The following is a 26,389-nucleotide window of genomic DNA, read 5'->3' as shown; positions in this document are numbered from 1 at the left end:
GCGGCAAGTGGAGGCTCCAACGCTGGAGAAATTTTTCAATGGACAAATTAATTCCTGACCCACCCTTCAACACCACCACCCCCAACGCCGAAGCCTCGCGCAACGAAGAATTACTCAAGGATCGCGAAGCCATAAAACGCGCCCTCGACTATTACCTCGATCCCCCGGCGCCCTACACCGAAAAACCCCGCCGCCCCAGCACCATGTTCTTGGTCGCCCCGAATATGGACACCGAAAGCCTCCTGGCCCACGCCTACGAATCGTTAGCCACGGCGAGTGTCCTGGCCAGCGATTTCGCTAACTCCCTGACCGGCCCGCAGCGCTACACGGCGCTGGCGATTCAACAGAGCATCATGCTGGCGGAACTGGCGGTGAACCGGGCGCTGGATAACGTCGACCCGGCGTAGTCCCCCTGCTCGCGATGGAGGCAGCACCTTCAGCATCATTGGTGACTGACACATCGCATTCGCGAGCAGGCTCGCTCCCGGTGAGCCCCTGCGAAAGCTTAGTGAGCGATCGCAGGGGGTGGCGGGGGTAGCCATTTCATTGTTGGTTCATCGACCCTTAGAATGCACGCCTGACTATTCTCAGGATGAGCCTCATGTTGAAAACTGTTTTCCTGTCGCTGCTTGTGTTCGGCTCCAGCTCGGTGCTGGCCGATACCAAGGTCGATGTCTCAAAGATTTACGGCAACATCCAGTTCGTCGACTCTTACCCAGACTACAAGGTCAAGATTGACAACGGCTGGCCCGATCTGAAAGTAAAAAAAGTCGATAGCTACCCCGACTCTGTCGGCAAATGGAAAATTGTCGATAGCTACCCCGATTACAAGATTCAAATCGTTGACTCCTACCCTGACTTCACCATCAAGTATGTGGACTCCTACCCAGGCGTGAACTGACAAACTTTGCATCACCGCTGCCGTCACGCGGCAGCACCACAATGAAGCACGTCTGCGCACCACGCACCGCCGCTCGTCCTCTCCTGGTGCGTTCAATCCCCGCGCAACCGCTCTAACACGACATTTCCGTGCCCGTCCCCGACCGGGCACAGCCCTTGCAAATCAGCCTTCAGTCGTCCGCATCTGCCAACCATAAAAAACTTTAACGTTCATGGAGATCGCACAATGAAGCGTCGCAGTTTGATCAAGGCTTTCACACTCACGGCAAGCATTGCCGCGATGGGCATGACCTGGACTGTCCAGGCCGCCGAGACCATCAAGGTCGGTATTCTGCATTCGTTGTCCGGGACCATGGCGATCTCCGAAACCTCGCTCAAAGACATGGCGTTGATGACCATCGACGAAATCAACGCCAAGGGCGGTGTGAACGGCAAGATGCTCGAACCTGTGGTCGTGGACCCGGCATCGAACTGGCCGCTGTTCGCCGAAAAGGGCCGGCAGTTGCTGACCCAGGACAAAGTGGCGGTGGTGTTCGGTTGCTGGACCTCGGTGTCGCGTAAATCGGTATTGCCGGTGTTCGAAGAGCTCAACGGCCTGCTGTTCTACCCAGTGCAATACGAAGGCGAAGAGATGTCGCCGAACGTGTTCTACACCGGCGCGGCGCCCAACCAACAGGCGATTCCGGCAGTGGAATACCTGATGAGCGAAGAAGGCGGCAGCGCCAAGCGCTACTTCCTGCTCGGCACCGACTACGTCTACCCACGCACCACCAACAAGATCCTGCGCTCGTTCCTGCACTCCAAAGGTGTGGCCGACAAGGACATCGAAGAGGTCTACACCCCGTTCGGCCACAGCGACTATCAAACCATCGTGGCCAGCATCAAAAAGTTCTCCGCCGGTGGCAAGACCGCGGTCATCTCCACCGTCAACGGCGACTCCAACGTGCCGTTCTATAAAGAGCTGGCCAACCAGGGCCTGAAAGCCACCGACGTACCGGTCGTGGCGTTCTCGGTGGGCGAAGAAGAATTGCGCGGCATCGACACCAAACCGCTGGTGGGCAACCTCGCGGCATGGAACTACTTTGAGTCGGTGGAAAACCCGGTGAACAAGAAGTTCGTCGATGACTGGAAAGCCTACGCCAAGAAACACAACCTGCCGGGCGCCGACAAAGCGGTGACCAACGACCCGATGGAAGCCACCTACGTCGGCATCCACATGTGGGCGCAAGCCGCCGAAAAAGCCAAGTCCACCGACGTCGACAAAGTCCGCGAAGCCTTGGCCGGCCAGACTTTCGCCGCACCGTCCGGCTACACCCTGACCATGGACAAGACCAACCATCACCTGCACAAACCAGTGATGATCGGCGAGATTCAGGCCGACGGTCAGTTCAACGTGGTGTGGCAGACCGAAGGGCCGATCCGCGCCCAACCGTGGAGCCCGTTCATCCCGGGCAACGACAAGAAGCCGGAGTATGCGGTGAAGAGCAACTGAGCCACTGGGGCCTGAGCATGGAGCTCAGGCCCGACACAACTCCTGTGTGAGCGGGCTTTGTGGTGAGGGGGCTTGCCCCCGTTGGGCTGCGAAGCGGCCCCAAAAAACGGGACTACTGCGTAGTCCAGCGGGAGCAAGCTCCCTCGCCACAAAATTTGCTCCCACACTTAGTCCGCGCAAGGACACTGACATGCCCATTGCCTTTTACCGCTTGATCCTCGCCATCGCTCTGTTACTGCCGATGGCCGTCCACGCCGGCGACGCCGAAGACTTCGTCGCGGCCAATCCCGTGCAGCAAGCCAAGCTTCTGGAAACCTGGGCCGCGCAGCCCGATCCGGCCCGTATCGAACTGATCAACGCCCTGCAACAAGGCGAACTGACCATCGATGGCCAACCGAAAACCCTGCGCCTGAACAATCGCCTGCGGGGTCTGATCGACACCGCTTTGGCCAGCCACCAATTGCTCGCCGCCGACGCCAAAATCCGTCTGGCCGCCGCGCAGCAATTGCAGAAAAGCGCCAAACCGGCGCAACTGAAATTCCTCGACCAACAGCTGACCAGCGAACAAGACGAAACCGTTCACGCCGCCCTGAGCCTGGCCTTGGCCAATCTGCAACTGGTCGACAGTGACCCCGCCGTGCGCCTCGCCGCCGTGCGTTTGCTCGGCGAAACCGGCGACCCGCTGGCCCGCACCCGCCTCGAAGGCTTGCTCGAACCCGGCGTCGAAGCCGACGCCAGTGTGCACACCGCCGCCGAAACCAGCCTGGCCCAGGTCAAACGCAAACTGCTGATCGGCGAGATGCTCGGCCAGGCCTTCAGTGGCATGTCCCTCGGTTCGATTCTGCTGTTGGCGGCCCTCGGATTGGCGATCACCTTCGGCCTGCTCGGGGTGATCAACATGGCCCACGGCGAGATGCTGATGCTCGGCGCGTACTCGACGTACGTGGTGCAGTTGATGTTCCAGCGCTTCGCCCCACAAGCCATCGAGTTCTATCCGCTGATTGCGCTGCCGGTGGCGTTTTTCGTCACCGCCGCCATCGGCATGGCGCTGGAGCGCACGGTGATTCGTCACCTCTACGGTCGCCCGCTGGAAACGCTGCTCGCGACGTGGGGCATCAGCCTGATGCTGATCCAGTTGGTGCGGCTGGTGTTCGGCGCGCAGAACGTCGAAGTGGCCAACCCGGCGTGGTTGTCGGGCGGGATTCAGGTGCTGCCCAATCTGGTGCTGCCGTACAACCGTATCGTGATCATCGCGTTTGCCTTGTTTGTGGTGGTGCTGACCTGGCTGCTGTTGAACAAGACGCGCCTCGGCTTGAACGTGCGTGCCGTCACCCAAAACCGCAACATGGCCGCCTGCTGCGGCGTGCCCACCGGGCGCGTCGACATGCTCGCCTTCGGTTTAGGCTCGGGCATCGCCGGGCTCGGTGGCGTGGCGCTCAGCCAGATCGGCAACGTCGGCCCGGACCTCGGCCAGAGCTACATCATCGATTCGTTCCTGGTGGTGGTGCTCGGCGGTGTCGGTCAATTGGCCGGTAGCGTGCTGGCCGCATTCGGCTTAGGCATCGCCAACAAGATTCTCGAACCGCAGATCGGTGCGGTGCTGGGCAAGATCCTGATCCTCGCGCTGATCATTCTGTTCATCCAGAAACGTCCGCAAGGCCTCTTCGCACTGAAAGGACGGGTGATCGACTGATGAACCAGCCTCTGCTCGTTACCGCGACAAAAAAAGCCGGCCCCAAAGTCACCATCACTGTTGGCACGGTGATTCTCGTTTTGCTACTGGCGTTGCCATTGCTGTCGTTGTTATCGCCCGATAGCGCGCTTCACGTCTCGGCCTACACGCTGACACTGGTGGGCAAGATTCTTTGCTACGCCATCGTCGCCCTCGCCCTCGATCTGGTCTGGGGTTACGCCGGCCTCCTGTCCCTCGGTCACGGTCTGTTCTTCGCCCTCGGCGGTTATGCCATGGGCATGTACCTGATGCGCCAAGCCTCGGGTGACGGCTTGCCGGCGTTCATGACGTTCCTGTCGTGGACCGAATTGCCGTGGTACTGGACCGGCACCAGCAGCTTCCTCTGGGCCATGTGCCTGGTGGTATTAGCGCCGGGATTGCTGGCGCTGGTGTTCGGTTTCTTCGCCTTCCGCTCGCGGATCAAGGGCGTGTATTTCTCGATCATGACCCAGGCCCTGACCTTCGCCGGGATGCTGCTGTTTTTCCGCAACGAAACCGGGTTTGGCGGCAACAATGGCTTCACCAATTTCCGCAGCATTCTCGGGTTTGGCATCACGGAACCTGGGACTCGCGCGGTGTTGTTTTTCGCCACGGTACTGTTGCTGGTGGCGAGCCTGTTCATCGGCTGGCGGCTGGCGCAAAGCAAGTTCGGCCGGGTGCTGACCGCGTTGCGCGATGCCGAGAACCGCCTGATGTTTTGCGGCTACGACCCGCGCGGCTTCAAGCTGTTTGTCTGGGTGTTGAGTGCGGTGTTGTGTGGCCTGGCGGGGGCGCTGTATGTGCCGCAAGTCGGGATCATCAACCCGAGCGAAATGTCGCCGACCAACTCGATCGAAGCGGCGGTCTGGGTTGCCTTGGGGGGGCGCGGCACGCTGATCGGCCCGCTGCTGGGTGCCGGTGTGGTCAACGGGATGAAGAGCTGGTTCACCGTGGCGTTTCCGGAATACTGGCTGTTCTTCCTCGGCGCGCTGTTCATCGTCGTGACGTTGTATCTGCCTAAGGGTGTGATCGGTCTGCTGAAGAAAAGGGGTGAATCATGAGAATCACAGCGACTGCGGAATTCATGCTCGAACCGGCCTTTTTTCCACCGCAGCCCAACAAGGACGCTGGCAGCAGCCGCGATGCCATCGGCCTCGGCCAACGCGTCGGCCCCGGCCTTAATACGCGCCACGGCACCATACTGACCCTGGAAGACATCAGCGTCAGTTTCGATGGTTTCAAGGCGCTCAATAATCTGAACCTGTACATCGGCGTCGGCGAATTGCGCTGCATCATCGGCCCCAACGGCGCGGGCAAAACCACGCTGATGGACGTGATCACCGGCAAGACCCGCCCCAGTCACGGCAAGGCCTGGTTCGGTGAAACCCTGGACCTGACGCAGATGAGCGAAGTGCAAATCGCCCAGGCCGGTATCGGTCGCAAGTTCCAGAAGCCAACCGTGTTCGAAGCCCTGAGCGTGTTCGAAAACCTGGAGCTGGCGCAGAAAACCGACAAGTCGGTGTGGGCCAGCTTGCGGGCTCGCCTGAGTGGTGAACAAAAAGATCGCATCAGTGAGGTGCTGGAAACCATTCGCCTGACCAGTTCGGTCAATCGCCCGGCAGGGTTGTTGTCTCACGGGCAGAAGCAGTTTCTGGAAATCGGCATGCTGCTGATGCAAGACCCGCAACTGCTGCTGCTCGACGAGCCGGTGGCGGGCATGACCGACGCCGAAACCGAATTCACCGCCGAGCTGTTCAAGCGCCTGGCCGGCAAGCATTCGCTGATGGTGGTGGAACACGACATGGGCTTCGTCGGCTCGATCGCCGACCACGTCACCGTGTTGCACCAGGGCAGCGTGCTGGCCGAAGGGTCGCTGGAGCAGGTGCAGGACAATGAGCGGGTGATCGAGGTGTATCTCGGTCGCTAGCTGCTCCCTGCGTAGGAGCTGTCGAGTGAAACGAGGCTGCGATCTTTTGATCTTTGCATGTCGCGCCCGATGAAGATCAAAAGATCGCAGCCTCGCTCCGCTCGACAGCTCCTACAAGGGTGGGTCAAGGGTGGGGCGGTGCAGGTAAAGCCCGGGATCGGGTGGAACAGAAGGAATCTTGAACATGCTGCAAGTCGACAAGCTGCACCAGTACTACGGCGGTAGCCACATCCTGCGGGGCCTGACGTTTGAGGTGAAGGTCGGCGAAGTCACCTGCCTGCTCGGGCGCAACGGCGTGGGCAAGACCACCTTGCTCAAATGCCTGATGGGTTTGCTGCCGGCCAAGGAGGGCGCGGTGAACTGGGAAGGTAAACCGATCACCACGTTCAAGCCGCACCAACGGGTTCACGCCGGGATCGCCTACGTGCCTCAGGGCCGGGAAATCTTCGGCCGGCTGACCGTGGAAGAAAACCTGCTGATGGGCCTGTCGCGGTTTCCTGGCTCCGAGGCCAAGGAAGTCCCGGCGTTCATCTACGAGCTTTTCCCGGTGCTGCTGCAAATGAAGCAACGGCGTGGCGGTGACTTGTCCGGCGGTCAGCAACAGCAACTGGCGATCGGCAGGGCACTGGCCAGTCGTCCACGGCTGCTGATTCTCGATGAGCCCACCGAAGGCATCCAGCCGTCGGTGATCAAGGAAATCGGCGCAGTGATCAAAAAGCTCGCGGCCCGTGGCGACATGGCGATTTTGCTGGTGGAGCAGTTCTACGATTTCGCCGCCGAGCTGGCCGATCAATACCTGGTGATGTCCCGGGGCGAGATCGTGCAGCAGGGTCGTGGCGAAAATATGGAAGCCGAAGGTGTGCGTGGACTGGTTACGATCTAACCTGCAGCCTTCTGACGATAAATTAGACGATATGAATTTACCTCTCCCCACTGCGCTGTTTACCCCGAGCTGGCATGCCGAGCTGGAGCTGGGCTACGCCCGTTTCGGCACCAGCACCCGCCCGGTGCAGCGCCGTCATCAAGGCCCGCTGCGGGTGCAGAAGCACTTGTATGCCGAAGGCCCCGAGGTCTGTCAGCACATCATCGTCCACCCGCCGGGCGGGATTGCCGGCGGTGATCGGCTGGATATATCGGCCAGCGTCGGTACGCACGCCTGGGCGCAAATCACCAGCCCTGGCGCCGCCAAGTGGTATCGCGCGGCCGGGCCGGCTTATCAGAAACTCGAATTGCGCGTTGGCGCCGGTGCGACGTTGGAGTGGCTGCCACAAGAGACGATTATCTTCAGCGCCGCTCAGGCTGAACTCAGCACGAGCATTGATCTTGAGGGCGATGCCCGGTTGTTCTACTGGGACGTGGTAGCGCTGGGGCGTCCGGCCAGTGGCGAGCGCTTCGACCTCGGGCACTTCCAGGCCCACCTGGATATCCGCCGCGACGGCCAGTTGCTCTGGCACGAACGCCAGCGCATTACCGGGGATGACGGCTTGCTGGACTCGCCGATCGGGCTGGATGGGCAACCGGTGTTTGCGACGTTGCTGGTGACCGGAGAGATTGATAGTGAATTGCTGGAGAAGTGCCGCTCGCTGCCCAATGAGGTGCGCGGGGATCTGACACAGCTGCCAGGGCTTTTGGTCGCCCGATGCCTGGCCAGCGAGGCGCTGTTGGCACGGGGCTGGCTGATTGATTTATGGCGATTGCTCCGGCCGGCGTTGCTCGGCCGCGAAGCCGTTCCGCCCAGAATATGGGCCACCTGAATACGCTCCTACAGAAGACTTTTTAACTGCCGATTATGGATTTCTACGATGGACCTGACCCCACGCGAAAAAGACAAGCTGCTGATCTTCACCGCCGGCCTCGTGGCCGAGCGGCGTTTGGCTCGCGGCGTGAAACTCAATTACCCGGAGGCCATGGCCTACATTTCCGCGGCGCTGCTCGAAGGCGCGCGTGACGGCCAGACCGTGGCCGAGCTGATGCACTACGGCACCACCCTGCTCAGCCGCGAACAAGTGATGGAAGGCATCCCGGAAATGATCCCGGAGATCCAGGTCGAAGCGACGTTTCCCGACGGCACCAAACTGGTCACCGTTCACCAACCGATCGCCTGAGGCCGCGCCATGACTTACCACATCCGCGATGCGCTGCACGCCGATCTGCCGGCGATCCGCGACATCTACAACGATGCCGTGCTCAACACCACGGCGATCTGGAACGAACAAGCCGTAGACCTGGGCAACCGCCAGGCCTGGTTCAGCGCGCGGCAAGCCCAGGGCTATCCGATTCTGGTGATCGTCGACGGCGACGACAACGTACTCGGCTACGCTTCATTCGGTGACTGGCGGCCCTTCGACGGGTTCCGCCACACAGTCGAGCACTCGGTGTACGTGCGCAACGACCAGCGTGGCAATGGCCTCGGCCCGCAACTGATGGCAGCGCTGATCGAGCGCGCCAAAGGCTGCAACAAACACGTGATGGTCGCCGCCATCGAAAGCGGTAACGGCGCCTCGATCCGGCTGCACGATCGGGCCGGTTTTGTCGTCACCGGCCAAATGCCGCAGGTGGGTACCAAGTTCGGCCGCTGGCTGGACCTGACCTTCATGCAACTGATCCTCGACCCCGGCGCAATGCCACCCGGTTCCCACAAGGAGTGATGCCCCATGAACGCCGCCCAACTGCGACGCGTCAACGTTGAAAGCTTTGCGCACTATCGTCAGGGATTGATTGATCTGCTGCTCGACGCCGTCGGCTATGGCGCCAGCGTCGGGTTCATGGCGGATCTGGACGCCACCCAGGCCCGAGCCCATTTCGATGAAGTCCAGGACAATCTGAACAAAGGCAACGTGCTGCTGTGGGTGGTGGTCAAGGACGAACAGGTACAGGCCAGCGTGCAACTGAACCTGTGCCAGAAAGCCAATGGACTGAATCGCGCCGAAGTGCAGAAACTGCTGGTGCGTGAACACGCCCGTCGTCGCGGCCTGGGCCAGCAGTTGATGAATGCCCTTGAGCTTACGGCCCGCCAGCACAAGCGCGGCATGCTCTACCTCGACACCGAGGCCGGCTCCCCCGCCGAAGACTTCTACAAGGCCATGGGTTACACCCGTGCCGGCGAAATTCCGGACTACGCCTGTGACCCGAACGGGCGCTACAAACCGACCGCCCTCTACTACAAGATTCTCCAAGGAGCCCAGTGATGATTCCCGGTGAGTACCAGATCCAGCCCGGCGACATCGAGCTTAACGCGGGCCGACGCACTGTCAGCCTGAAGGTGGCCAACAGCGGCGACCGGCCGATCCAGGTCGGCTCGCATTATCACTTCTTCGAAACCAACGACGCGCTGACCTTCGACCGCGCCGCCAGCCGTGGCATGCGCCTGAACATCCCCGCCGGCACCGCCGTGCGCTTCGAACCGGGGCAGAGCCGCGAGGTCGAGCTGGTGGACTTGGCCGGGTATCGCCGGGTGTTCGGGTTTGCCGGCAGGATCATGGGCGACCTCGATTAAAGATCAAAAGATCGCAGCCTCGCTTCGCTCGACAGCTCCTACAGAAAAACGCGATAGACGGGGGAACACGATCCCCTGTAGGAGCTGTCGAGCGGAGCGAGGCTGCGATAGCGAGCGACGCGAGCGGTCTAAAACCCAATTGAATCCCAAGGCAAGCGCATGAAAATCTCAAGACAAGCCTACGCCGACATGTTCGGCCCCACCGTCGGTGACAAGGTCCGCCTGGCCGACACCGAACTGTGGATCGAAGTGGAACAGGACTTCACCACCTACGGCGAAGAGGTGAAATTCGGCGGCGGCAAAGTCATTCGCGACGGCCAGGGCCAAAGCCAATTATTGGCACGCGATGTCGTCGACACCCTGATCACCAACGCGCTGATCATCGACCACTGGGGCATCGTCAAAGCCGACGTCGGCCTCAAGGACGGACGCATCGCGGCCATCGGCAAGGCCGGCAACCCGGACATCCAGCCCAACGTCACCATCGCGGTCGGCGCCAGCACCGAAGTGATTGCCGGTGAAGGCATGATCCTCACCGCCGGCGGCATCGACACCCACATCCACTTCATCTGCCCGCAGCAGATCGAAGAAGCGCTGATGAGCGGCGTCACCACCATGATCGGTGGCGGCACGGGACCTGCCACCGGCACCAACGCCACCACCTGCACTTCAGGGCCGTGGCACCTGGCGCGCATGCTCCAGGCCGCCGATGCGTTCCCGATGAACATCGGCCTCACCGGCAAGGGCAACGCCAGCCTGCCGGAACCTCTGATCGAGCAGGTCAAGGCCGGCGCCATCGGCCTCAAGCTGCACGAAGACTGGGGCACCACCCCGGCGAGCATCGACAATTGCCTGACCGTGGCTGACCAGTACGATGTGCAGGTGGCGATTCACACCGACACCCTCAACGAGTCCGGCTTCGTCGAAACCACCCTCGCCGCCTTCAAGGGCCGCACCATCCACACCTATCACACCGAAGGTGCCGGTGGAGGACATGCGCCGGACATCATCAAGGCCTGCGGTTTCGCCAACGTGCTGCCGAGCTCGACCAACCCGACCCGGCCGTTCACCCGCAACACCATCGACGAACACCTCGACATGTTGATGGTCTGCCACCACCTGGACCCGAGCATTGCTGAAGACGTGGCTTTCGCCGAAAGCCGCATACGCCGCGAGACGATTGCCGCAGAAGACATCCTGCATGACCTCGGCGCCTTCTCGATGATCAGCTCCGATAGCCAGGCCATGGGTCGCGTCGGCGAAGTCATCACGCGCACCTGGCAGACTGCCGACAAAATGAAAAAACAGCGCGGTCCGCTACCCCTGGACGGTGAAGGCAACGACAACTTCCGCGCCAAACGCTACATCGCCAAGTACACGATCAACCCGGCGATCACCCACGGCATCAGCCATGAAGTGGGCTCGATCGAAGTCGGCAAGTGGGCGGATCTGGTGCTCTGGCGCCCGGCATTTTTCGGGGTAAAGCCGACGTTGATCCTCAAGGGCGGTGCCATTGCGGCCAGCCTGATGGGCGACGCCAACGCGTCTATTCCAACGCCGCAACCGGTGCACTACCGCCCGATGTTCGCCAGTTACGGCGGCTCGTTGCACGCCACCAGCCTGACGTTTATCAGCCAGGCGGCACAGGAAGCCGGTTTGCCTGAAGCCCTGGGCCTGAAGAAGAAAATCGCCGTGGTCAAAGGCTGCCGCGATGTGCAGAAAACCGATTTGATTCACAACGATTATCTGCCGAACATTGACGTTGACCCGCAGACTTATCAGGTCAAGGCCGACGGTGTCTTGCTCTGGTGCGAGCCAGCGGATGTGTTGCCGATGGCTCAGCGTTACTTCCTGTTTTGAGATTCGGTCAGGCATAAACCCGGCGCGAGGGGTGTCATTCTTCGTGCCGGGTTAGCTGTTTCTCAGGTCAATCCGTTGCTGGTGCGTTCATAAAGGCGATGTCCACCCTTTGCAGTTTCGCCCGATCCATCGCCTGTTGGGTCAGGGTTTTAAGCAGCGTTTTCATCTCGATATCGATCAGGTTCAGCTCGGCCGCATAAGCCTCGTCAGTCATGACCTGTCCCGGGGCAATTTGGCTTTCCGGCTTACCCAACTCTGCGGCGAGTACCCTGAGCTCCTGCTTCAGATCGGCCTTTGCCTGCAACGAAAGGTCCGGTTCGGAGGTTCTCTTTTCAAGCGCCATGTAAAACTCCGTCGTTGCATCGATTCGGCGCCTGAAGACCTTGAAGGCGCTTCGATTCGAGCCCTGGAGGTAAGTTTCCCAGAACGGCTGTTCGATGATCGAATCACGCAATAAATCGCCGGCTTCCAGTTCTACGACCCGCCGATACGCACTCTCGATCATCTCGGGAGTCACACCGGTGTGCGTGCGAAATTGCAAATCACGGGACTGCCAGGGCAGGTCCAGTCGCTCCGCCAGATCCGTCATGTAAGCCAGGTGAACCTCGACCTCATCGATGCTTCCCGACACTTGACCTTCAGCATCGACATTTCTGAATTGCTCTCCGTTCGCCAATCGTTCAGCCACCACTTTGTGGGCGATCCGGCTCAACTCGTCCAGCCTTGATTTGCCTCTGGCCAGCTCCACCAACTCGCCTTCCACCAGGCTTGGGTTAGCCAATGCGTAGGCCTCATGGATCAGCACTTCCACGCCCATCGCATTGAACAACTGCGCACCGGCATCCACGCATCGGGCAACCTCGTCGCGGCCCATGACAAACAGATTGCGCCGCAGCTCGCTGTCCCTGGCCATGGCCTCCAACATTCGCCACAGCTTGCTCGTCACATCCGTCCGGAAGGCCTTGTCGTTCTTGAAGTGAACGGATCGGGTCAGTTTCCTGATCTGATTAAAAAAGGGCTCCGAGCCAAACTCATCCTCAACGCTGTTCCATACCTCTTGTCTGGCGACCCATTCGGGTCGCGTCAGGCCTTCCTCCCAATCCAGACTGTCGCGAACGCCACGGGGCGGATACGGGCGATCAGGGTCCATGCCGACAGACTGGATGTACTCTCTGAGCGTCTGCAGAGTGAAACGCGGCAACCATCGCTCATCGCGACTCAATAGTGTGCGAGCCAACAGCTCCGCTTCAACGGAGCCACGCCTGACCATGGGAATATAGGTCAGCTCGTTATGCCGCAAATCCAGGTAAAAGTGGCGATACCGCGGCTGGGAAAACAGCCCGTCAGGCCAGGTTCCAATACTGGTATCGGCAAGGAGCACGGTATGTAATCTGCGCATGCCGCCAATGTCCGGAACCTGCCGCAACGGGTTTCCTTGCAGGTCCAGGGTTTCCAGACGGGAAAGATTCCTCAGACCGGCGATCGACTGCTCATTCAACTCGATTCGATTGTTCCTGAGGCTTAACTCCATCAGCCCACGCGCTCGCCCCACCGCACGGGGAAGCTGTGTGAGCTGGTTGTCGTGCATGTCCAGCGAACACAAACGGGGAAAATGATCGAGAAAAGACACCTGTGCATCGGCAAACCCGGTCCCGGACACATGGAGTCTGGTGACGTGGGCAAAATTGCCTTCCAGGGCCGGCATCGTCTGCAGAAGGCGCCCCAGCGGCATGCCTTCGAGGTTGAGCACATAGCCTCGCGGATTGCCATGCGGATCCAGATCGCGGATCCCGGTTCGCTGCCAGCACTGGCGAATGGCTCTGTACAGCGTGTTTCTGGAGTGCCACTCAGCTCTCCCGGCCGAGCTGTACCTGAAGGCTTCGGTCGGCGAATCCAGCCAGCGCTGGAAATTGGCGTTGAGGCGATTGAATTCGGCTTCAAGTGCACTTGCTCGCTGCTCTGGGTGGCCGCCCTGACCGCCGGCATCCAGATAAGTCTGAGCTTCGGCCTCCGTCCAACCCGGGCGCACACTCCTGACCCGCTCCTGTGGTGTCAGTCGCCCGGTGAGTCGCTGAATGCCTGAAGAAGCTTGCATACCACCGCGCAGCTTCATCGTCTCGGGATCGTAGGTGGGCTTGCGCAAAGGATTTTCCACCAGCATCAGACGTAGCTTGTCACGCGCCAATGGTGCATTTTGAACGGTGCGTTTGAGCATCGCGCCCTGGTTGATCTCATAGCCCAGTGCTCTGCGCTCCGCGTCAGGCAGGGCATGCAATACCGAAGAAAACAGGTCATCGGCTCCGTGCAGATGCTGATCATCGGCATCGCGCGCCTCATACCCTTCGTCCGTGCTGACCAGCACTTTGCGCACCGGCGCGTCTTCAGGGCCAACACTGTCGCGCAGACGGCCAGTCAGCGAATGTTCGCGAATTTCGATGCGCACATCACCCGGCCAGTTCGGCAAGGTTTCCAGGGTGTGTAGTGCCAGCCTCTCTGTGTCCAGTGCATGCAGTGAATCAAGGAAAAGCCCTTCATAGGCACGCGCCAGACGCAACTCCAGCAAAGCGGCTCGCACCTGTTGCCGCAGGTGCAACCCAATGCGCTTGTGCTCGGCAAGCGCCTTCAAGTCAGCGGGTTCAGCTGTGCTCAGCAGTTCCTCGGCCATGCGGGTGGGCAATTGGGCATAGGCGTCCTGAAGCACCAACGCGCCGACATTGCTTGAGCGTGGCAGGCCATTTGCGGGCAGCTTTCCCGTGTCCGCCCATGTTTTGAACCGGTTGATCTCATCGATCAGCAACGCTGGCGGCGCTTCGTTTTCGACATGCAGCCGACGCAATATCGCTTCTTCAACACCACTGGCAATACGGATGTGTTCAAGCATCGCATCATCGAACGCATCGACGATTGTCCCCAAACGTCGCATGAGCTGGGCCTTGGTCCATTCAACGGGACGGTCGAACTCGGCATGCCAGGTACCGGCATTGTTGTGCTCGAGTTTTGGCTTGTAGGCCGTCGGCCGGCCGGGATGCTGGATTCGCGATTGACCCGTCTGCGGATCGTCTTGTACGGCGAAATATTTGCCGTCGCGCGACAGAAACTCCTGACCGTCATGCCGATGCAGGCCTCGCTCGTTAAGCGTTGAATCCGGGGCCAAATCGACCTGACGCTCGTAAGGGCTCAAGTCAGGATTCCACAAACGGGTCTTGCCGTCGTCAAGCACGACCGGCTTCAACTGGTCGATAAACGTCGAAGGCTTGATCGCTGCCGCCGCGCCCGTCGGTAGAACATGCCCTGCCCCCATGATTGCCAGCTGGGCAGCATTGATCAGGACACCGCTCAGCAGTGCCGCCGCTTCATCCTTGTCTCCCTTGCTCCAGTCCTCGATGCCCTCCATGGTTTCGAGCACCATTTGCCCGACCATGATGCCCAGCATGGCTTCTCCCAAACCCGGTACCAGCATCGCGCCGAAGTTGAATACGTTCCAGCCGATACTCGCGTAACTGTTCAGTCGCGCCCAACGGGCGTTGGCATCTTCGTCGTCAGTGGGAACGGCAATGTGTCGCGCATCCGCGATGGCCTTGTCACGCCGCCATCGACCGAGCGCAGACCAAAGCAAACCGTCAATCACGTTGGTGATCGGCTCCGCATCGGGATTCTCCACCGCCGTCTCCCGCCACCACGGCCCCATGTTCAAAGGTTCACGCTGTTGCCAGGTGAAGGTGGTAAAGCGTTCTCTGATGCGAGTGAAAAACCTGCCCTTGTCTTTTTGCGGCACGAACCGGCTGAAGAATTGTTGATAGTCCGAGGAGCGCAGCTGACTCGTCAGCTCCTTCATGAAATCAGTGAAGGAGCCGTACTCTTTCAAGGGATGATCAGGGTCATCGGGCACATAGGCAATCAGGGGGCCCTCAAGCCGACTTTGCTTATAAACATCTTCCCTTCGCAGCATTTCCTCGACAACGCCGCTAGGGCCATTGGCAAAAAATGCCTTGAGTAGTTTGAACTGGTCAAACTCTTGCCCAGGCAAAATTGCCAATCGCTGCGACCACTCCATCATTGCTCGCTGATGTACCGGGACCAGATTGTCGTAAAGTTTTTTTATTTGCGTTGGATCAGCCACGGCACTGAACAGCACAATACCGGTCAACTTCACACCCATCAGTGTCAAGCGATGAGACTGTAAAGGGTGATGCCCCATCAAGACAGTTGCCTGGTTATCCCGCAGTTGCTTTAGTTTTCCGTATGCATAAGAAGTGACATCGCCCTTCAAGTACGCAATTAATGCCGATTCACTGAACGCGGCCTTTTCGGTCCCGATGAAGTGCTGCTCAAGGGATGCCTTCGCATCAGCCCGGGCCGGGTCCAGCAACCCGGTAATGTGCCGCTGATACTGCGCACCGAGATCCAGCTCTCGACAAAGGCTCGCAAAACTTTCGACGGTCAACGGATGGCGCTTCAGCGCACCTTCGGCATCGGTAACGAAAATGCCGGAGCCGTCGCGAAAGGCGCCTGCACGGGTGTCAGCGTCCTCGAAGTTGTGCAGCGCGGCCTCCATCAGGGTGGACTGCCTGAGCCGGCTGGCTTGGGTATCGATGCCAAAACCCAGCGGGGCTGGAATATAAAGCCGTACTGTAGTTGCCTGGACATCCAGTTCCAGGTTCCGTTTTTCTTTCAGCGCTTGAATGAGCAAGGGTTCAGCGAATGCATTGATGTCCTCTTGTAAATCCCCCAAGACGTCATCGAGGTTGTCTTGCAATCGCCAGCGCTCACTGATGAGTTCCTGGAGATACTGACGGTCGATAGCGCTGGCCTTGACGTACCACTCGGGAAAGTCGGGTGGCTGAATTGCATTTGATACAAGTTTTGATACCGATGCTTTATTTATTAACGCCGGAACTTTGGTTGCAAGATAATTCAGATAAATGTTTTCGCTGACAGCGAAAGCTGGAGAAGCGTCCGAAACAGATCCTTCTGATATTTCATTCATTACGCATGTATCCCTATGCGATCAACAGAACACCAAGCTTATTCAATAGCGGCAAAAACAAAAGCTCAAATAGTTGTTGGAAAACAGCGACAAAACAAACAACACCACTCAACTTGAGAATCTAAAAAATAAATAAATACCACCCGCAAAATTCGCAAGCCTGATCCGCCTTGCCAGCGGTAGTTTTTACCCGCCGGCAAAGGGGCTAAGATGCCAAGAGTTTCCAGTCAGGTACCGGCCATGCGCTTATCCGAATTCATCAGGCAACACGTGGACCGTATCGTCGATGAATGGGAACAGTTCGCCAGAACGATCGCCCCGGCGGCCGAGTACATGGATCAAGCAGCCTTGCGCGACCACGCCAAGGCGATTCTGCTGGCTGCCGCGCGAGACATGTCCACTGCACAGACTGCCAGCGAACAACAGGCCAAAGCCAAGGGCGAAGGCCCTGAGAAGACCCCGAGCCTGGACAAGGCCGGCGCCAGCCATGGCGAGCTGCGCCATACCGTGGGTTTCGACCTGGTGCAGATGACCAGCGAATTTCGCCATTTGCGTGCCTGCGTGATCCGCCTGTGGGTCAACAGCCTGGACGCCCCCGAAATCGCCTATTTCCAGGACATGATCCGTTTCAACGAGGCCATCGACGAAGCCCTGGCCGAATCCACCGAGGCTTATGCCGAGCAGGTCAATCGCTCCCGGGACATCTTTTTGGCAATCCTCGGCCATGACCTGCGCGCACCGCTGCAAGCAGTGAGCATGTCCACGGAAATGCTGCTGCGCAAAGCCGCTCTCGAAGGCGATGCGCTGACGTGCGCAATCCATATCCAGCGTGGCGCGCGGCACATGGCGGTGATGGTCAGCGATTTGCTGGAGCTGGTCCGCAGTCGCCTGGGCAAGCGCCTGCCGATTGAACCGGCGCCCATGGACCTGGCCGAGACGGCGCGCGAAGCGATTGCCCAAGCCTGCGCGGCTCATCCGCAATGCGATCCGACACTGAGCGTCGAAGGTGATACCCAGGGTGTATGGGATGGCCGAAGGCTCGCTCAAATGCTGCAGAACCTGATCGGCAATGCGTTGCAACACGGTTCGAACCACTGCGCGGTCAAACTGACCCTCAGGGGTGAAACGGACAACATTCGCCTCACCGTGCACAACGACGGTACGCCGATTCCACCCGAGGCAATCGGCACCATCTTCGATCCGTTGGTACGCAGTGCCGACGAAGAACTCGGCGCGCCGAGCACCAGCCTTGGTCTGGGATTGTTCATCGTCAAGGAAGTGGTTGATGCCCATCAAGGGACGATCGAGGTCAGTTCCAGCGCCGAGCAGGGCACGCTGTTTAGCGTGGTGTTGCCCAGGAAGGTGTGACGCCTTGGGACCGCTGTGGCGAGGGGGCTTGCCCCCGTTCGGCTGCGCAGCAGTCGTAAAATCGACGCATGCGGTCAGTCTGAAAAACCGCGATGACCGGATTTGGGGTCGCTACGCAACCCAACGGGGTGGTGCGGCGTTCCGACAAGCCCCCTCGCCACAGGTTTAGTGTTTACAGCTATTCGATCACCAAGCGCCCCAACCGCTGCTTGAGCATGCGGTTCTCGGCCCGAAGTTGCTGGACCTCGTCAAGCAGGTCCAGCGCCAGGGCGACGCCTTCCCATTCCAGCTCCAGCTCGCGCCGCAGCTTGGCGGCACGCTTGGCCAAGGTCAGTTCATAGTCGGTGAAACGCCAATCCTTGGGCACAGCCCCCTGCGGTTCGAGGATGCCGTGTTCAACGATCTCGATCACATGCACGTCCGACAATTCGGTCGCCTCGCAGAATTCTGCCAGGTCCAATTGAACGATCACGGGGTCGCTCATGATTGGGCTCCTCCTTATCTCGGAATCAAAAATTCTCTCGCGGATCAAAAGCAGCTTTCTTCGCCAACTCCTCCCACAACGCCTTGACGTCATGGTCGAGTTTTTTCGGCATCACCGCCTTGAGCTGCACGAACAGGTAGCCGCGGTGGCCGGCCTTGTGCAGCAGGCCGTGGCCCTTGGCGCGCATGCGCTGGCCATTCTGGCTGCCGGCCGGCACCTTGAGGTTGATCTTGCCGGTCAGGGTCGGCACCGCGACTTCGGTCCCCAGCGCCAGTTCCCACGGCGCCAGCGGCAAGGTGATGATCAGGTTCTCGCCTTCGACATCGAATTTGGGGTGCGGCGCAAAACGAATGGTCAGGTACAGGTCGCCATTGACCCCGCCACCGATACCCGGCGCGCCCTGGCCCTTGAGGCGAATGCGCTCGCCGTCGGTCACGCCGGCCGGGATCTTCACGTTCAGGCTTTTGCTGGTGTTGCTGACATGCTGGCCGGCAGCGTTGTACTGCGGCACCTGAAAGCTGACCTTCTTCGATTCGGTCGACAGGGTTTCTTCCAGAAAAACCGGTAATTCCATTTCCACGTCTTGCCCTCGACGCCCGGTACTGCGACGCGACTGTCCACCACCACCAAAACCAGGCCCACGGTTGCCGAAGATCGAACTGAAGAAGTCCGAGAAATCGCCCGTGTCCTGACCACCGCCACCGAAACCACCACGACTCTGCCAACCCGGCGGGCCCTGGAACGGCTGGCCATGGTGACCGTATTTGCGCAAGTCGTCGTATTCGGCGCGCTTGTCGGCGCTTTTCAGCGCTTCATAGGCTTCGGACGCGTCCTTGAACTTGGCCTCGGCGTCTTTTTCCTTGCTGACATCGGGGTGGTATTTGCGCGCCAGCTTTCGATAGGCGGCCTTGATCGCCTTATCGTCCGCGGTCGGCTCCACACCGAGAATCTTGTAATAGTCTTTGAAGTCCATCGAGGGAATCACCATCCATTATCGAAATCGCGCCGCTCGGTACAGCATGCTCTGGTTTACAGCGTTTGAATTGATCAATCTCAATTTGTGACCGGGCAGCGCATCAGTAGTTTATCGGCAGCCAGGCGCAGTTCTTGCTGTCGCCCAAGGATTGCCAAACCTATGCAGGGAAGTTTGGGGGTGATGGACCATCTTTCAAGCGCAGATCAATGTGATTTAACAGATAGTCGGCCTTCGAATCTGCGCCGCACTGACATACACTGCGCGGCCGTTTTTTAACCGGAACTTGAAAGACATGAAAAACGCATCTCCAGCCCGTGCCTGTGGTATCGACTTCGGCACGTCCAACTCCACCGTCGGCTGGCTGCGCCCCGGCATGGAAACGCTGATCGCGCTGGAGGACGACAAGATAACCCTGCCCTCGGTGGTCTTCTTCAATATGGAAGAACGCCGCCCGGTGTACGGCCGGCTGGCGCTGCACGAGTACCTGGAAGGTTACGAAGGCCGGCTGATGCGCTCGCTCAAGAGCCTGCTGGGTTCCAAGCTGATCAAGCACGACACCAGCGTCCTCGGCACGGCGATGCCGTTCAAGGACCTGCTCGGGCTGTTCATCGGCCAGTTGAAGAAGCGCGCCGAAACCGCCGCCGGTCGGGAGTTCGAGGAAGTGGTGCTGGGCCGTCCGGTGTTTTTCGTCGATGACGACGAGGTGGCCGACCAGGAAGCCGAGAACACCCTGGTGGACGTGGCCCGCGCCATCGGCTTCAAGGACGTCTCGTTCCAGTACGAGCCGATCGCCGCGGCGTTCGACTACGAGTCGACCATCGAAAAGGAAGAGCTGGTACTGATCGTCGACATCGGCGGCGGTACGTCGGACTTCTCCCTGGTGCGCCTGTCCCCTGAGCGACGCGGGCACGACAACCGTCACGACGACATCCTCGCCACTGGCGGCGTGCACATCGGCGGGACCGATTTCGACAAGCAGCTGAGCCTGCAAGGCCTGATGCCGCTGTTCGGCTACGGCAGCCGCATGAAGAGCGGCGCCTACATGCCCACCAGCCATCACATGAACCTGGCGACCTGGCACACCATCAACTCGGTGTACTCGCAGAAATCGACCCTGGCCCTGGGCAGCATGCGTTACGACATCGAAGACACCGGCGGCATCGATCGCCTGTTCAAGCTGATCGACCAGCGCGCCGGGCACTGGCTGGCGATGGAAGTGGAAGAGACCAAGATCCAGCTGACCCACGCCGACAGCCGTCATGTGCCGCTGGATCGCATCGAGTCCGGTTTGAGTGTGGAACTGACTCGTGCGCTGTTCGAATCAGCCATCGACAATTTGCTGGAGCGGGTGCGCAACAGCGTGACCCAGCTGCTGAACGACGCCAATGTGCGGGTCGATCAGGTGGATACGGTGTTCTTCACTGGCGGTTCGAGCGGGATTCCGGCGCTGCGCAACAGCGTCTCGGCGATGTTGCCGAACGCGCAGCATGTGGAAGGCAACATCTTCGGCAGCATTGGCAGCGGGTTGGCGATCGAGGCGGCCAAGCGTTACGGCCCGATGGATTGACCTGAAACCCAGTGGCGAGGGGGCTTGCCCCCGTTGGACTGCGCAGCAGTCCCTTCTTTTGGAGATAAGGGGGGCCGCTTCGCGACCCAACGGGGGCAAGCCCCCTCGCCACAGTAGATCAACACAGGATCAAACCATCCCCACCTGCTTCAACTCACTCTTCAGGTACGCGTAATAAATCGGCCCCGCCACCACCCCCGGCAGGCCGAACGCGGCTTCGAACACTAGCATCGCCAGCAGCAACTCCCACGACTTGGCACTGATCTGCCCGCCTACGATGCGCGCGTTGAGGAAGTATTCGAGCTTGTGGATAAAGATCAGATACCCCAGTGCCGCCACCGCCACCCAGATCGACAGCGACAAGCCGACGATGGTGATCAACGTGTTCGACATCAGGTTGCCGATCACCGGCAACAAGCCGAGCAGGAAGGTCAGCACGATCAGGGTTTTGGTCAGCGGCAGCTTGATCCCGAACATCGGCAGGACCACCGCGAGGAAAATCCCGGTGAAAAAGGTGTTGAGCAGGGAAATCTTGATCTGCGCGAAGACGATGTTGCGAAACGCCTGGACCAACAGATGCAAGCGGTCGAACAGCGCCGCAGCCAAGGGCTTGCGCTTGGTCAGGTCCGGCACGCGCTGCAAGGCGATGATCGCCCCCAGCACCATGCCGATCAGCAGCGTCACGAACATGTGCGCCGCGTCCTTGCCCACCAGTTGCAAGTCGCTGAGGTGCTTGCTAACCCACTCGCCGATGGCCACACGAAACTCGGCGGCACTGGCCGGCAAATAAGCGTCGATGAACGGCGGCAGCTGCCCGCGTGCGCGGTCGACCACACCCATGAATTTGTCGAGGGAAGCACCGGGGTTTTCCGCCTCGTGCAGCAGGAAACTGATCGCACCGGCAAAGATCAGCGCCAGCACACTGACCACCAAAGTCCCCAGTAACGCCACCGCCAGCCAGCGCGCGCGGCGGCCTTCGATCAGCCGTTGCAATTGCGGCGTGAGCATGTTGACCAGTTCAAACACCAACAACCCGGCCAGCAGGCTGGGCAGCAATCGCAGAGGGATCACCAGCAGCAAACCGCCAAAAATGATGACCCAACTGATGAGCAACAAGACCTGACGCTGAGAAAACGCTGACATACAGCCTCAAAACGAACGACGTAAAAGGATTGGCAGTCTGCCAGCGTTCCGGCGCCGAAGCGAGCGGATGACCCACAAGCGGCGTCGCCCCGAAAAGTTCGCAGCCTGCGGCAGCACCCACAGGCGCGTAGGAACTGCCGCAGGCTCGGGCCGCGTTCGGACGATCTTTTGATTTTTTACTTTTTCTTCAGGCACTCGCTCATGAACGCTTTGCGCGCATCGCCCTTGAGGGCCTTGGTGGCGGCATCGGCGTTGCAGGTTTTCATTTTTTCTTGCTGAGGAGTCAGGGGTTTGGCGACATCGGCGGCCGGCGCGGCTTTGAGGCAGGTGCTCATGAAGGCTTTGCGCTCATCGCCTTTAAGGCTCTTGGCGGTAGCGTCGGCATTGCAAGTGGTCATCTTGTTCTGTTGGGCAGTGGCAGCAAAACCCTGAGAGCAGAGCAGCAGACCGATCATCAACAACGGGGCACGCAACATCTTCATGGAGTTTTCTCCTTGTTACCGCACCGATGGGTACGGCCTCGCTCTGGAGTGTAGACAAAGCCTGTTACACGTTCACCTGCTATCAAGGTGGCTGCGCCGATACTGTTCCGGCGTGCACCCGGCCTGGCGCTGAAACATCGCGATAAACGCCGAGCCAGTGCTGTAACCCATGTCGAAGGCGATTTCCTGAATGCTGCGATGGCTGTCCAGCGCTTCGATCGCCGCCAGAAACCGCAACCGTTGCCGCCATTCACCGAAACTCATGCCCAATTCGCGAACAAACTGCCGGGCCAACGTGCGTTCGCTGACGTGAATCTGCCCGGCCCAATACGCCAACGGCCGGTTATCCCCAGGCTCGGTCTGCAAGGCTTCCAGAATGCCAAGTAACCCGGGGCTGCTGGCGTAGGGCAAATAGCACTCATGCATTGGCGCCTGTTGCAGTTGGTCCACCAGCACTTGAGCCAGACGCTGATCCGCGTCGTGCTCGGGAATTTTCACATCGCGGGCGGCGAAGTCTTTCAGGATCGCCTTGAGGATGTCGCTGATCGCCAGGGTGCAGGCCTGTTGCGGTAGATTGCGGCACAACGTCGGCGCGAGGCAGACCGCGCGATAGTTGATCGGCTGATGGCTATAGAAACTGTGTTCGGTCCCGGGCGGCACCCACACCGCGTATTGCGGCGGTGACATGAAGCGGCTGCCGTCGACATCCATGTGCAACACGCCATGGGCCGCGTACTCCAGCGTGCCCCACGGATGCCGGTGAGGCGCAGCGTATTCGTGGGCGTTGAAGTCGGCATAGCGGAAATACACCGCCGACGGCAGTTCGCTGAAATCCAACAGGTCGATGTGTTTACTGTTCATGCTGTCCGGAATCAGGGGCAGGTTGTCTGGATCGCAGTATAGGCTTGTATCCAGACAGGCGGATAATTGCCCCTCATTAACGTTCTGGCTTTTTCCCGATGCAATACGCTTATCCCCTGCTGGCCATTTTCATTTGGGCTGGCAACACCGTGATCAACAAACTCGCGGTGGGCGCAATCTTCCCCGCCGAAATCGGCTTCTACCGCTGGCTGCTGGCCGGGATTCTGTTCACGCCTTTCATGCTTAAGCCGGTGATCGCCCATTGGCCGGTAATACGTCCAAACCTGGGGAGGATCTTCATCCTCGGCGTACTCGGCATGGCGGTTTATCAGAGCCTGGCCTATTTCGCTGCAACACTGACGTCGGCCACCAACATGGGGATCATTCTGTCGCTGATGCCGTTGATGTCGCTGGCCATGGCGATAGTCAGCCTCGGCCAACGCCTGACCGCCGGAGCCCTGGCCGGTGCGGTATTGTCGTTTGCCGGTGTTCTGGTGGTGGTGTCGTCCGGCAGCCTTGGCGCGTTGCTGGAGCACGGGGTGAACCTGGGCGACGCGATGATGCTGATCGCCACGCTGGCGTATGCGGTTTACAGCACCTTGCTGAAAAAATGGCAACTGCGCTTGCCGCCGCTGGTGTTGCTGTATTTGCAGGTGCTGGTGGCGGTGGTGGTGCTGTTTCCGCTGTTCCTCGCCTCACCGAAAATCGGTCCGACCCTGCATAACATTCCGCTGGTGCTTTACGCCTGTCTGCTGGCCTCGATGCTTGCGCCACTGGCGTGGATGCAGGCCGTGGTGCGCCTGGGCCCGAGCCGGACCACGCTGTTTTTCAACCTGCTGCCGTTGATCACCGCGCTGATTGCGGCGGTGGTGCTGCATGAGCAGTTGGCGTTGTATCACCTGGTGGGTGGGGTGCTGACGTTGGGTGGGGTGATTTTGTCGGAGCGCTGGACCACCACGTTGGGCCGCGCATAACCCTTTGTAACGAGGGAGCTTGCTCCCGCTCGAGCGCAAGGCGGTCGCATTCTGGGGGCTGCTTCGCCGCCCAACGGGAGCAAGCTCCCTCGCCACAGGGGTTAAACGCCTGCCGCCTTCAACCGCGCGGCATGCTCGACAAACAACCGCACCGGCTCCGCCCCTTTGCCCACCAGCCCCAGGGATTGGTTGACGATATCGAAGTGATCCATTGGGTATTGGTCGCCAATCACCGTCCCGAGATGCGAGCTGTAGCGCCCGACCATCCCGTCGCAATGCCCCGCTTCACGCACGAAGGTTCTGGCAAACAACCGGCAACTGCGGTTAGTGCCGTCGAACAGGTTGCACCCGCGATCGGTCTTGCCCGGCTGCAAAGTCCCGGACCAGGAGTAATAGCGCACGCCATTGACCACTTCCGGACCATGCCCACCCCAGGTGTCAGGCAGCCCCTGTGGATAACGCTGATTGAACAGCGCCACGCCGGCCGTGGTCAGCGATTGATGCGAAGCCGGGATATCCACCGGCAGTCGCGGCCCGCGATAACCGGTTTCCAGCAGGCACATCAACGCGCTGATCAGCCACAGTAGAAAGCTGAGCAGTCGGCCCCTGGCGCTGTTGGCCGGATAGTGATCGTGCAGGTAGTCCACCAACTCCGAACCGTGATTGGGCCCGGCCACCGAGGTCACCGACGCCACCTGGTCCGGGCGTTTTGCGGCAGCGTAACGAGCGGTGAGCGAGCCCTGGCTATGGCCGATCAGGTTGACCTTCTCGGCCCCGGTGTCGCGCAAAATTTCCTCGATCCGCGCCAGCAATTGCTCACCGCGCACCTCGGTTGAATTGAGCGGCGAGACCTGCACCGCGATCACAGTCGCCCCGTCCCGGCGTAATGCCGAAATGATCCCGAACCAGTACGGATAGAGCAGCAGACGGATAAACCCGAGCATCCCCGGAACCAGCACCAACGGGTAACGCGTGGCGGAGCCTTGCGACATGGATGAACATCCTTGTGGTCGGTGAGATGAAGCAAGGCTGGATGCAAGGCCTCAGCCAAGCATCGCCACCCAAGATGACAACTCGACGACCAGTCTATGACATCCACCCTACTTCAACCCCACCACGCCCGCCACAATCAGCCCGACCGACACCAGCTTGAGCGCCGTCAGGCTTTCGCCCAGTAGCGCAAAGCCAAGAAACACCGTGCCCAGTGAACCGATAGCGGTCCAGATCGGGTAGGCGATGCTCACCGGCAATTCGCGCATGGCCAGGGTCAGGAAGTAAATCCCGCCCACCGCGGCCACCACGGTGATCACCGAAGGCCAGAGCCGGGTAAAACCTTCGGCGTACTTCATGCCCATGGCGAAGGTGACTTCAAACCCGGCGGCGATCAGCAAGAACAGCCAGGCCATCTAGAACGCCCTGGCCAGCGCCAGCAAGCGCTGTTCGGCCTCGGCCACGGATACCTGGAAGGTGCGCTCGGCCGACTCTTCGCCCTCGGCGGCGACAACCGTGACGTCAGTGATGCCGATGAACCCCAGTGCCGTGCGCAGCAACGGGTCGGCATGGTTCATCGCTTCAAGCTCACCACCCGGCCCGAAACCAAACCCGCCGCGACTGGTAATGATCAACGCCTTCTTGCCCCGCACCAGCGGCTCGTACTGCGCGATGCCGTTGTCCAGGGTGTGATTGAACGTCAGCCCGAGCCGCACAATCTGGTCGATCCAGGCCTTGAGGCCGCTGGGCACGCTGAAGTTGTACATCGGCGTGGAAATCACCAGCAGATCATGGCCGAGCAACTCACCCACCAACTCATCGCTGAGTGCCAGGTCGGCCTGCATCGACAGCGGTCGCGCTTGAGGCTCCGGATGAAAAGCAGCCGCTACGAAGGCTTCGTTGACGGCCGGGATCAACGCCCGGCCGACTTCACGGCGGGTCAATTGCGACTGCGGGTTACGGACCTGCCAGGCTGAAAGAAACACCTCGGCCAACCGCCGCGAATGAGAGCGTTCGCCACGGGGGCTAGCGTGAATGGCAAGAATTGTGCTCATCTGAATCTCCTTGAGGGCTAAACTGAAACGGCTTGTGGCTGCAGCTTGAAGCGCACAGCCGCCTGCCTTCAAATGAGCAAAAATCAGTCTGGATGAATCTATTTCATCCATGGAGT

General features: G+C 60.0%; 25 protein-coding genes. 16 read left to right on the top strand and 9 right to left on the bottom strand.

Annotation, left to right across the window (positions count from 1 at the left end; translation table 11 throughout):
* Positions 1-38 precede the first annotated feature (38 nt).
* From LOY36_RS02910 to ureC, 13 genes are all read left to right on the top strand, one after another.
* Positions 39-407: a DUF6124 family protein gene (locus tag LOY36_RS02910; RefSeq protein WP_258672229.1), complete on the top strand. Its 369-nt coding sequence runs from the start codon at positions 39-41 to the stop codon at positions 405-407.
* A gap of 194 nt (positions 408-601) precedes the next feature.
* Positions 602-901, top strand: a complete 300-nt coding sequence (locus LOY36_RS02905) for a hypothetical protein (RefSeq protein WP_019650643.1) — start codon at positions 602-604, stop codon at positions 899-901.
* A gap of 225 nt (positions 902-1,126) precedes the next feature.
* The gene (gene urtA / locus LOY36_RS02900; RefSeq protein WP_007937152.1) at positions 1,127-2,392 is read left to right on the top strand and encodes an urea ABC transporter substrate-binding protein; all 1,266 of its coding nucleotides are present in this window, start codon (positions 1,127-1,129) and stop codon (positions 2,390-2,392) included.
* Between the two features lie 190 nt (positions 2,393-2,582).
* Entirely contained in the window at positions 2,583-4,085 is a 1,503-nt protein-coding gene (gene urtB, locus LOY36_RS02895) for an urea ABC transporter permease subunit UrtB (protein ID WP_258672228.1), read from the top strand.
* Positions 4,085-5,164: an urea ABC transporter permease subunit UrtC gene (urtC, locus tag LOY36_RS02890; RefSeq protein WP_258672227.1), complete on the top strand. Its 1,080-nt coding sequence runs from the start codon at positions 4,085-4,087 to the stop codon at positions 5,162-5,164. Before urtB ends, urtC begins: the two co-directional genes overlap by 1 nt.
* Positions 5,161-6,030, top strand: a complete 870-nt coding sequence (urtD, locus tag LOY36_RS02885; protein WP_018928448.1) for an urea ABC transporter ATP-binding protein UrtD — start codon at positions 5,161-5,163, stop codon at positions 6,028-6,030. The genes urtC and urtD overlap by 4 nt, the downstream gene beginning before the upstream one ends.
* A 184-nt stretch (positions 6,031-6,214) precedes the next feature.
* Positions 6,215-6,913 carry an urea ABC transporter ATP-binding subunit UrtE gene (gene urtE, locus LOY36_RS02880; protein ID WP_019582243.1) on the top strand — a complete coding sequence of 233 codons (699 nt, stop codon included), beginning with the start codon at positions 6,215-6,217 and terminating at the stop codon, positions 6,911-6,913.
* 31 nt (positions 6,914-6,944) lie between these two features.
* Positions 6,945-7,784 carry an urease accessory protein UreD gene (locus LOY36_RS02875; RefSeq protein ID WP_258672226.1) on the top strand — a complete coding sequence of 280 codons (840 nt, stop codon included), beginning with the start codon at positions 6,945-6,947 and terminating at the stop codon, positions 7,782-7,784.
* Positions 7,785-7,832: 48 nt separating this feature from the next.
* Positions 7,833-8,135 carry an urease subunit gamma gene (ureA, locus tag LOY36_RS02870; RefSeq protein ID WP_007937143.1) on the top strand — a complete coding sequence of 101 codons (303 nt, stop codon included), beginning with the start codon at positions 7,833-7,835 and terminating at the stop codon, positions 8,133-8,135.
* Between the two features lie 9 nt (positions 8,136-8,144).
* A complete protein-coding gene (locus tag LOY36_RS02865) occupies positions 8,145-8,678 on the top strand; it encodes a GNAT family N-acetyltransferase (protein ID WP_258672225.1) in 534 nt (177 codons plus the stop codon).
* A 6-nt stretch (positions 8,679-8,684) separates the two neighbouring features.
* Positions 8,685-9,218, top strand: a complete 534-nt coding sequence (locus tag LOY36_RS02860; protein ID WP_019650650.1) for a GNAT family N-acetyltransferase — start codon at positions 8,685-8,687, stop codon at positions 9,216-9,218.
* Complete coding sequence (locus tag LOY36_RS02855; RefSeq protein ID WP_258672224.1) at positions 9,218-9,526, top strand: urease subunit beta; 309 nt, start codon at positions 9,218-9,220, stop codon at positions 9,524-9,526. Before LOY36_RS02860 ends, LOY36_RS02855 begins: the two co-directional genes overlap by 1 nt.
* A gap of 159 nt (positions 9,527-9,685) precedes the next feature.
* Positions 9,686-11,386 (top strand): urease subunit alpha, encoded by a 1,701-nt coding sequence (ureC, locus tag LOY36_RS02850; protein WP_258672223.1) that lies wholly within the window; start codon positions 9,686-9,688, stop codon positions 11,384-11,386.
* A 67-nt stretch (positions 11,387-11,453) separates the two neighbouring features.
* On the opposite strand, the gene LOY36_RS02845 is transcribed toward ureC, so the two are convergent.
* Positions 11,454-16,373, bottom strand: coding sequence for a dermonecrotic toxin domain-containing protein (locus LOY36_RS02845; protein WP_258672222.1), 4,920 nt, complete (start codon positions 16,371-16,373; stop codon positions 11,454-11,456).
* 240 nt (positions 16,374-16,613) lie between these two features.
* Between LOY36_RS02845 and LOY36_RS02840 the strand changes: the two genes are divergently transcribed.
* On the top strand, positions 16,614-17,741 hold the full coding sequence (locus tag LOY36_RS02840) for a sensor histidine kinase KdpD (RefSeq protein WP_019650654.1): 1,128 nt from the start codon (positions 16,614-16,616) through the stop codon (positions 17,739-17,741).
* Between the two features lie 178 nt (positions 17,742-17,919).
* Here LOY36_RS02840 and LOY36_RS02835 read toward each other — a convergent pair whose 3' ends face one another.
* Positions 17,920-18,225 (bottom strand): chaperone modulator CbpM, encoded by a 306-nt coding sequence (locus LOY36_RS02835; protein WP_019650655.1) that lies wholly within the window; start codon positions 18,223-18,225, stop codon positions 17,920-17,922.
* Between the two features lie 25 nt (positions 18,226-18,250).
* Entirely contained in the window at positions 18,251-19,198 is a 948-nt protein-coding gene (locus LOY36_RS02830) for a DnaJ C-terminal domain-containing protein (protein ID WP_019650656.1), read from the bottom strand.
* A 295-nt stretch (positions 19,199-19,493) separates the two neighbouring features.
* On the opposite strand from LOY36_RS02830, the gene LOY36_RS02825 reads away from it, so the two are divergent.
* Positions 19,494-20,768, top strand: coding sequence for an Hsp70 family protein (locus LOY36_RS02825; protein ID WP_019650657.1), 1,275 nt, complete (start codon positions 19,494-19,496; stop codon positions 20,766-20,768).
* Positions 20,769-20,897: 129 nt separating this feature from the next.
* On the opposite strand, the gene LOY36_RS02820 is transcribed toward LOY36_RS02825, so the two are convergent.
* The 3 genes from LOY36_RS02820 to LOY36_RS02810 all read right to left on the bottom strand — a co-directional run bounded on the left by LOY36_RS02820 (position 20,898) and on the right by LOY36_RS02810 (position 23,254).
* Positions 20,898-21,911 carry an AI-2E family transporter gene (locus LOY36_RS02820; RefSeq protein WP_258672221.1) on the bottom strand — a complete coding sequence of 338 codons (1,014 nt, stop codon included), beginning with the start codon at positions 21,909-21,911 and terminating at the stop codon, positions 20,898-20,900.
* A 176-nt stretch (positions 21,912-22,087) separates the two neighbouring features.
* On the bottom strand, positions 22,088-22,393 hold the full coding sequence (locus LOY36_RS02815) for a PsiF family protein (RefSeq protein ID WP_019650658.1): 306 nt from the start codon (positions 22,391-22,393) through the stop codon (positions 22,088-22,090).
* A 72-nt stretch (positions 22,394-22,465) separates the two neighbouring features.
* The gene (locus LOY36_RS02810; RefSeq protein WP_258672220.1) at positions 22,466-23,254 is read right to left on the bottom strand and encodes a helix-turn-helix transcriptional regulator; all 789 of its coding nucleotides are present in this window, start codon (positions 23,252-23,254) and stop codon (positions 22,466-22,468) included.
* Between the two features lie 98 nt (positions 23,255-23,352).
* Between LOY36_RS02810 and LOY36_RS02805 the strand changes: the two genes are divergently transcribed.
* Entirely contained in the window at positions 23,353-24,228 is an 876-nt protein-coding gene (locus tag LOY36_RS02805; protein WP_018928463.1) for a DMT family transporter, read from the top strand.
* 101 nt (positions 24,229-24,329) lie between these two features.
* On the opposite strand, the gene LOY36_RS02800 is transcribed toward LOY36_RS02805, so the two are convergent.
* The 3 genes from LOY36_RS02800 to LOY36_RS02790 form a co-directional block, all read right to left on the bottom strand.
* On the bottom strand, positions 24,330-25,220 hold the full coding sequence (locus LOY36_RS02800; protein ID WP_258672218.1) for a triacylglycerol lipase: 891 nt from the start codon (positions 25,218-25,220) through the stop codon (positions 24,330-24,332).
* A 108-nt stretch (positions 25,221-25,328) separates the two neighbouring features.
* Positions 25,329-25,634: a multidrug efflux SMR transporter gene (locus tag LOY36_RS02795; protein WP_007903452.1), complete on the bottom strand. Its 306-nt coding sequence runs from the start codon at positions 25,632-25,634 to the stop codon at positions 25,329-25,331.
* Positions 25,635-26,273, bottom strand: coding sequence for an FMN-dependent NADH-azoreductase (locus tag LOY36_RS02790; protein WP_258672217.1), 639 nt, complete (start codon positions 26,271-26,273; stop codon positions 25,635-25,637).
* Between the last annotated feature and the right edge of the window lie 116 nt (positions 26,274-26,389).

The sequence above is a fragment of the Pseudomonas sp. B21-019 genome, from assembly GCF_024749225.1.
Taxonomy (GTDB): Bacteria; Pseudomonadota; Gammaproteobacteria; order Pseudomonadales; family Pseudomonadaceae; genus Aquipseudomonas.
Note: the sequence above shows the minus strand (reverse complement) of the source record. Positions and strands in the feature narration are given on the sequence as shown.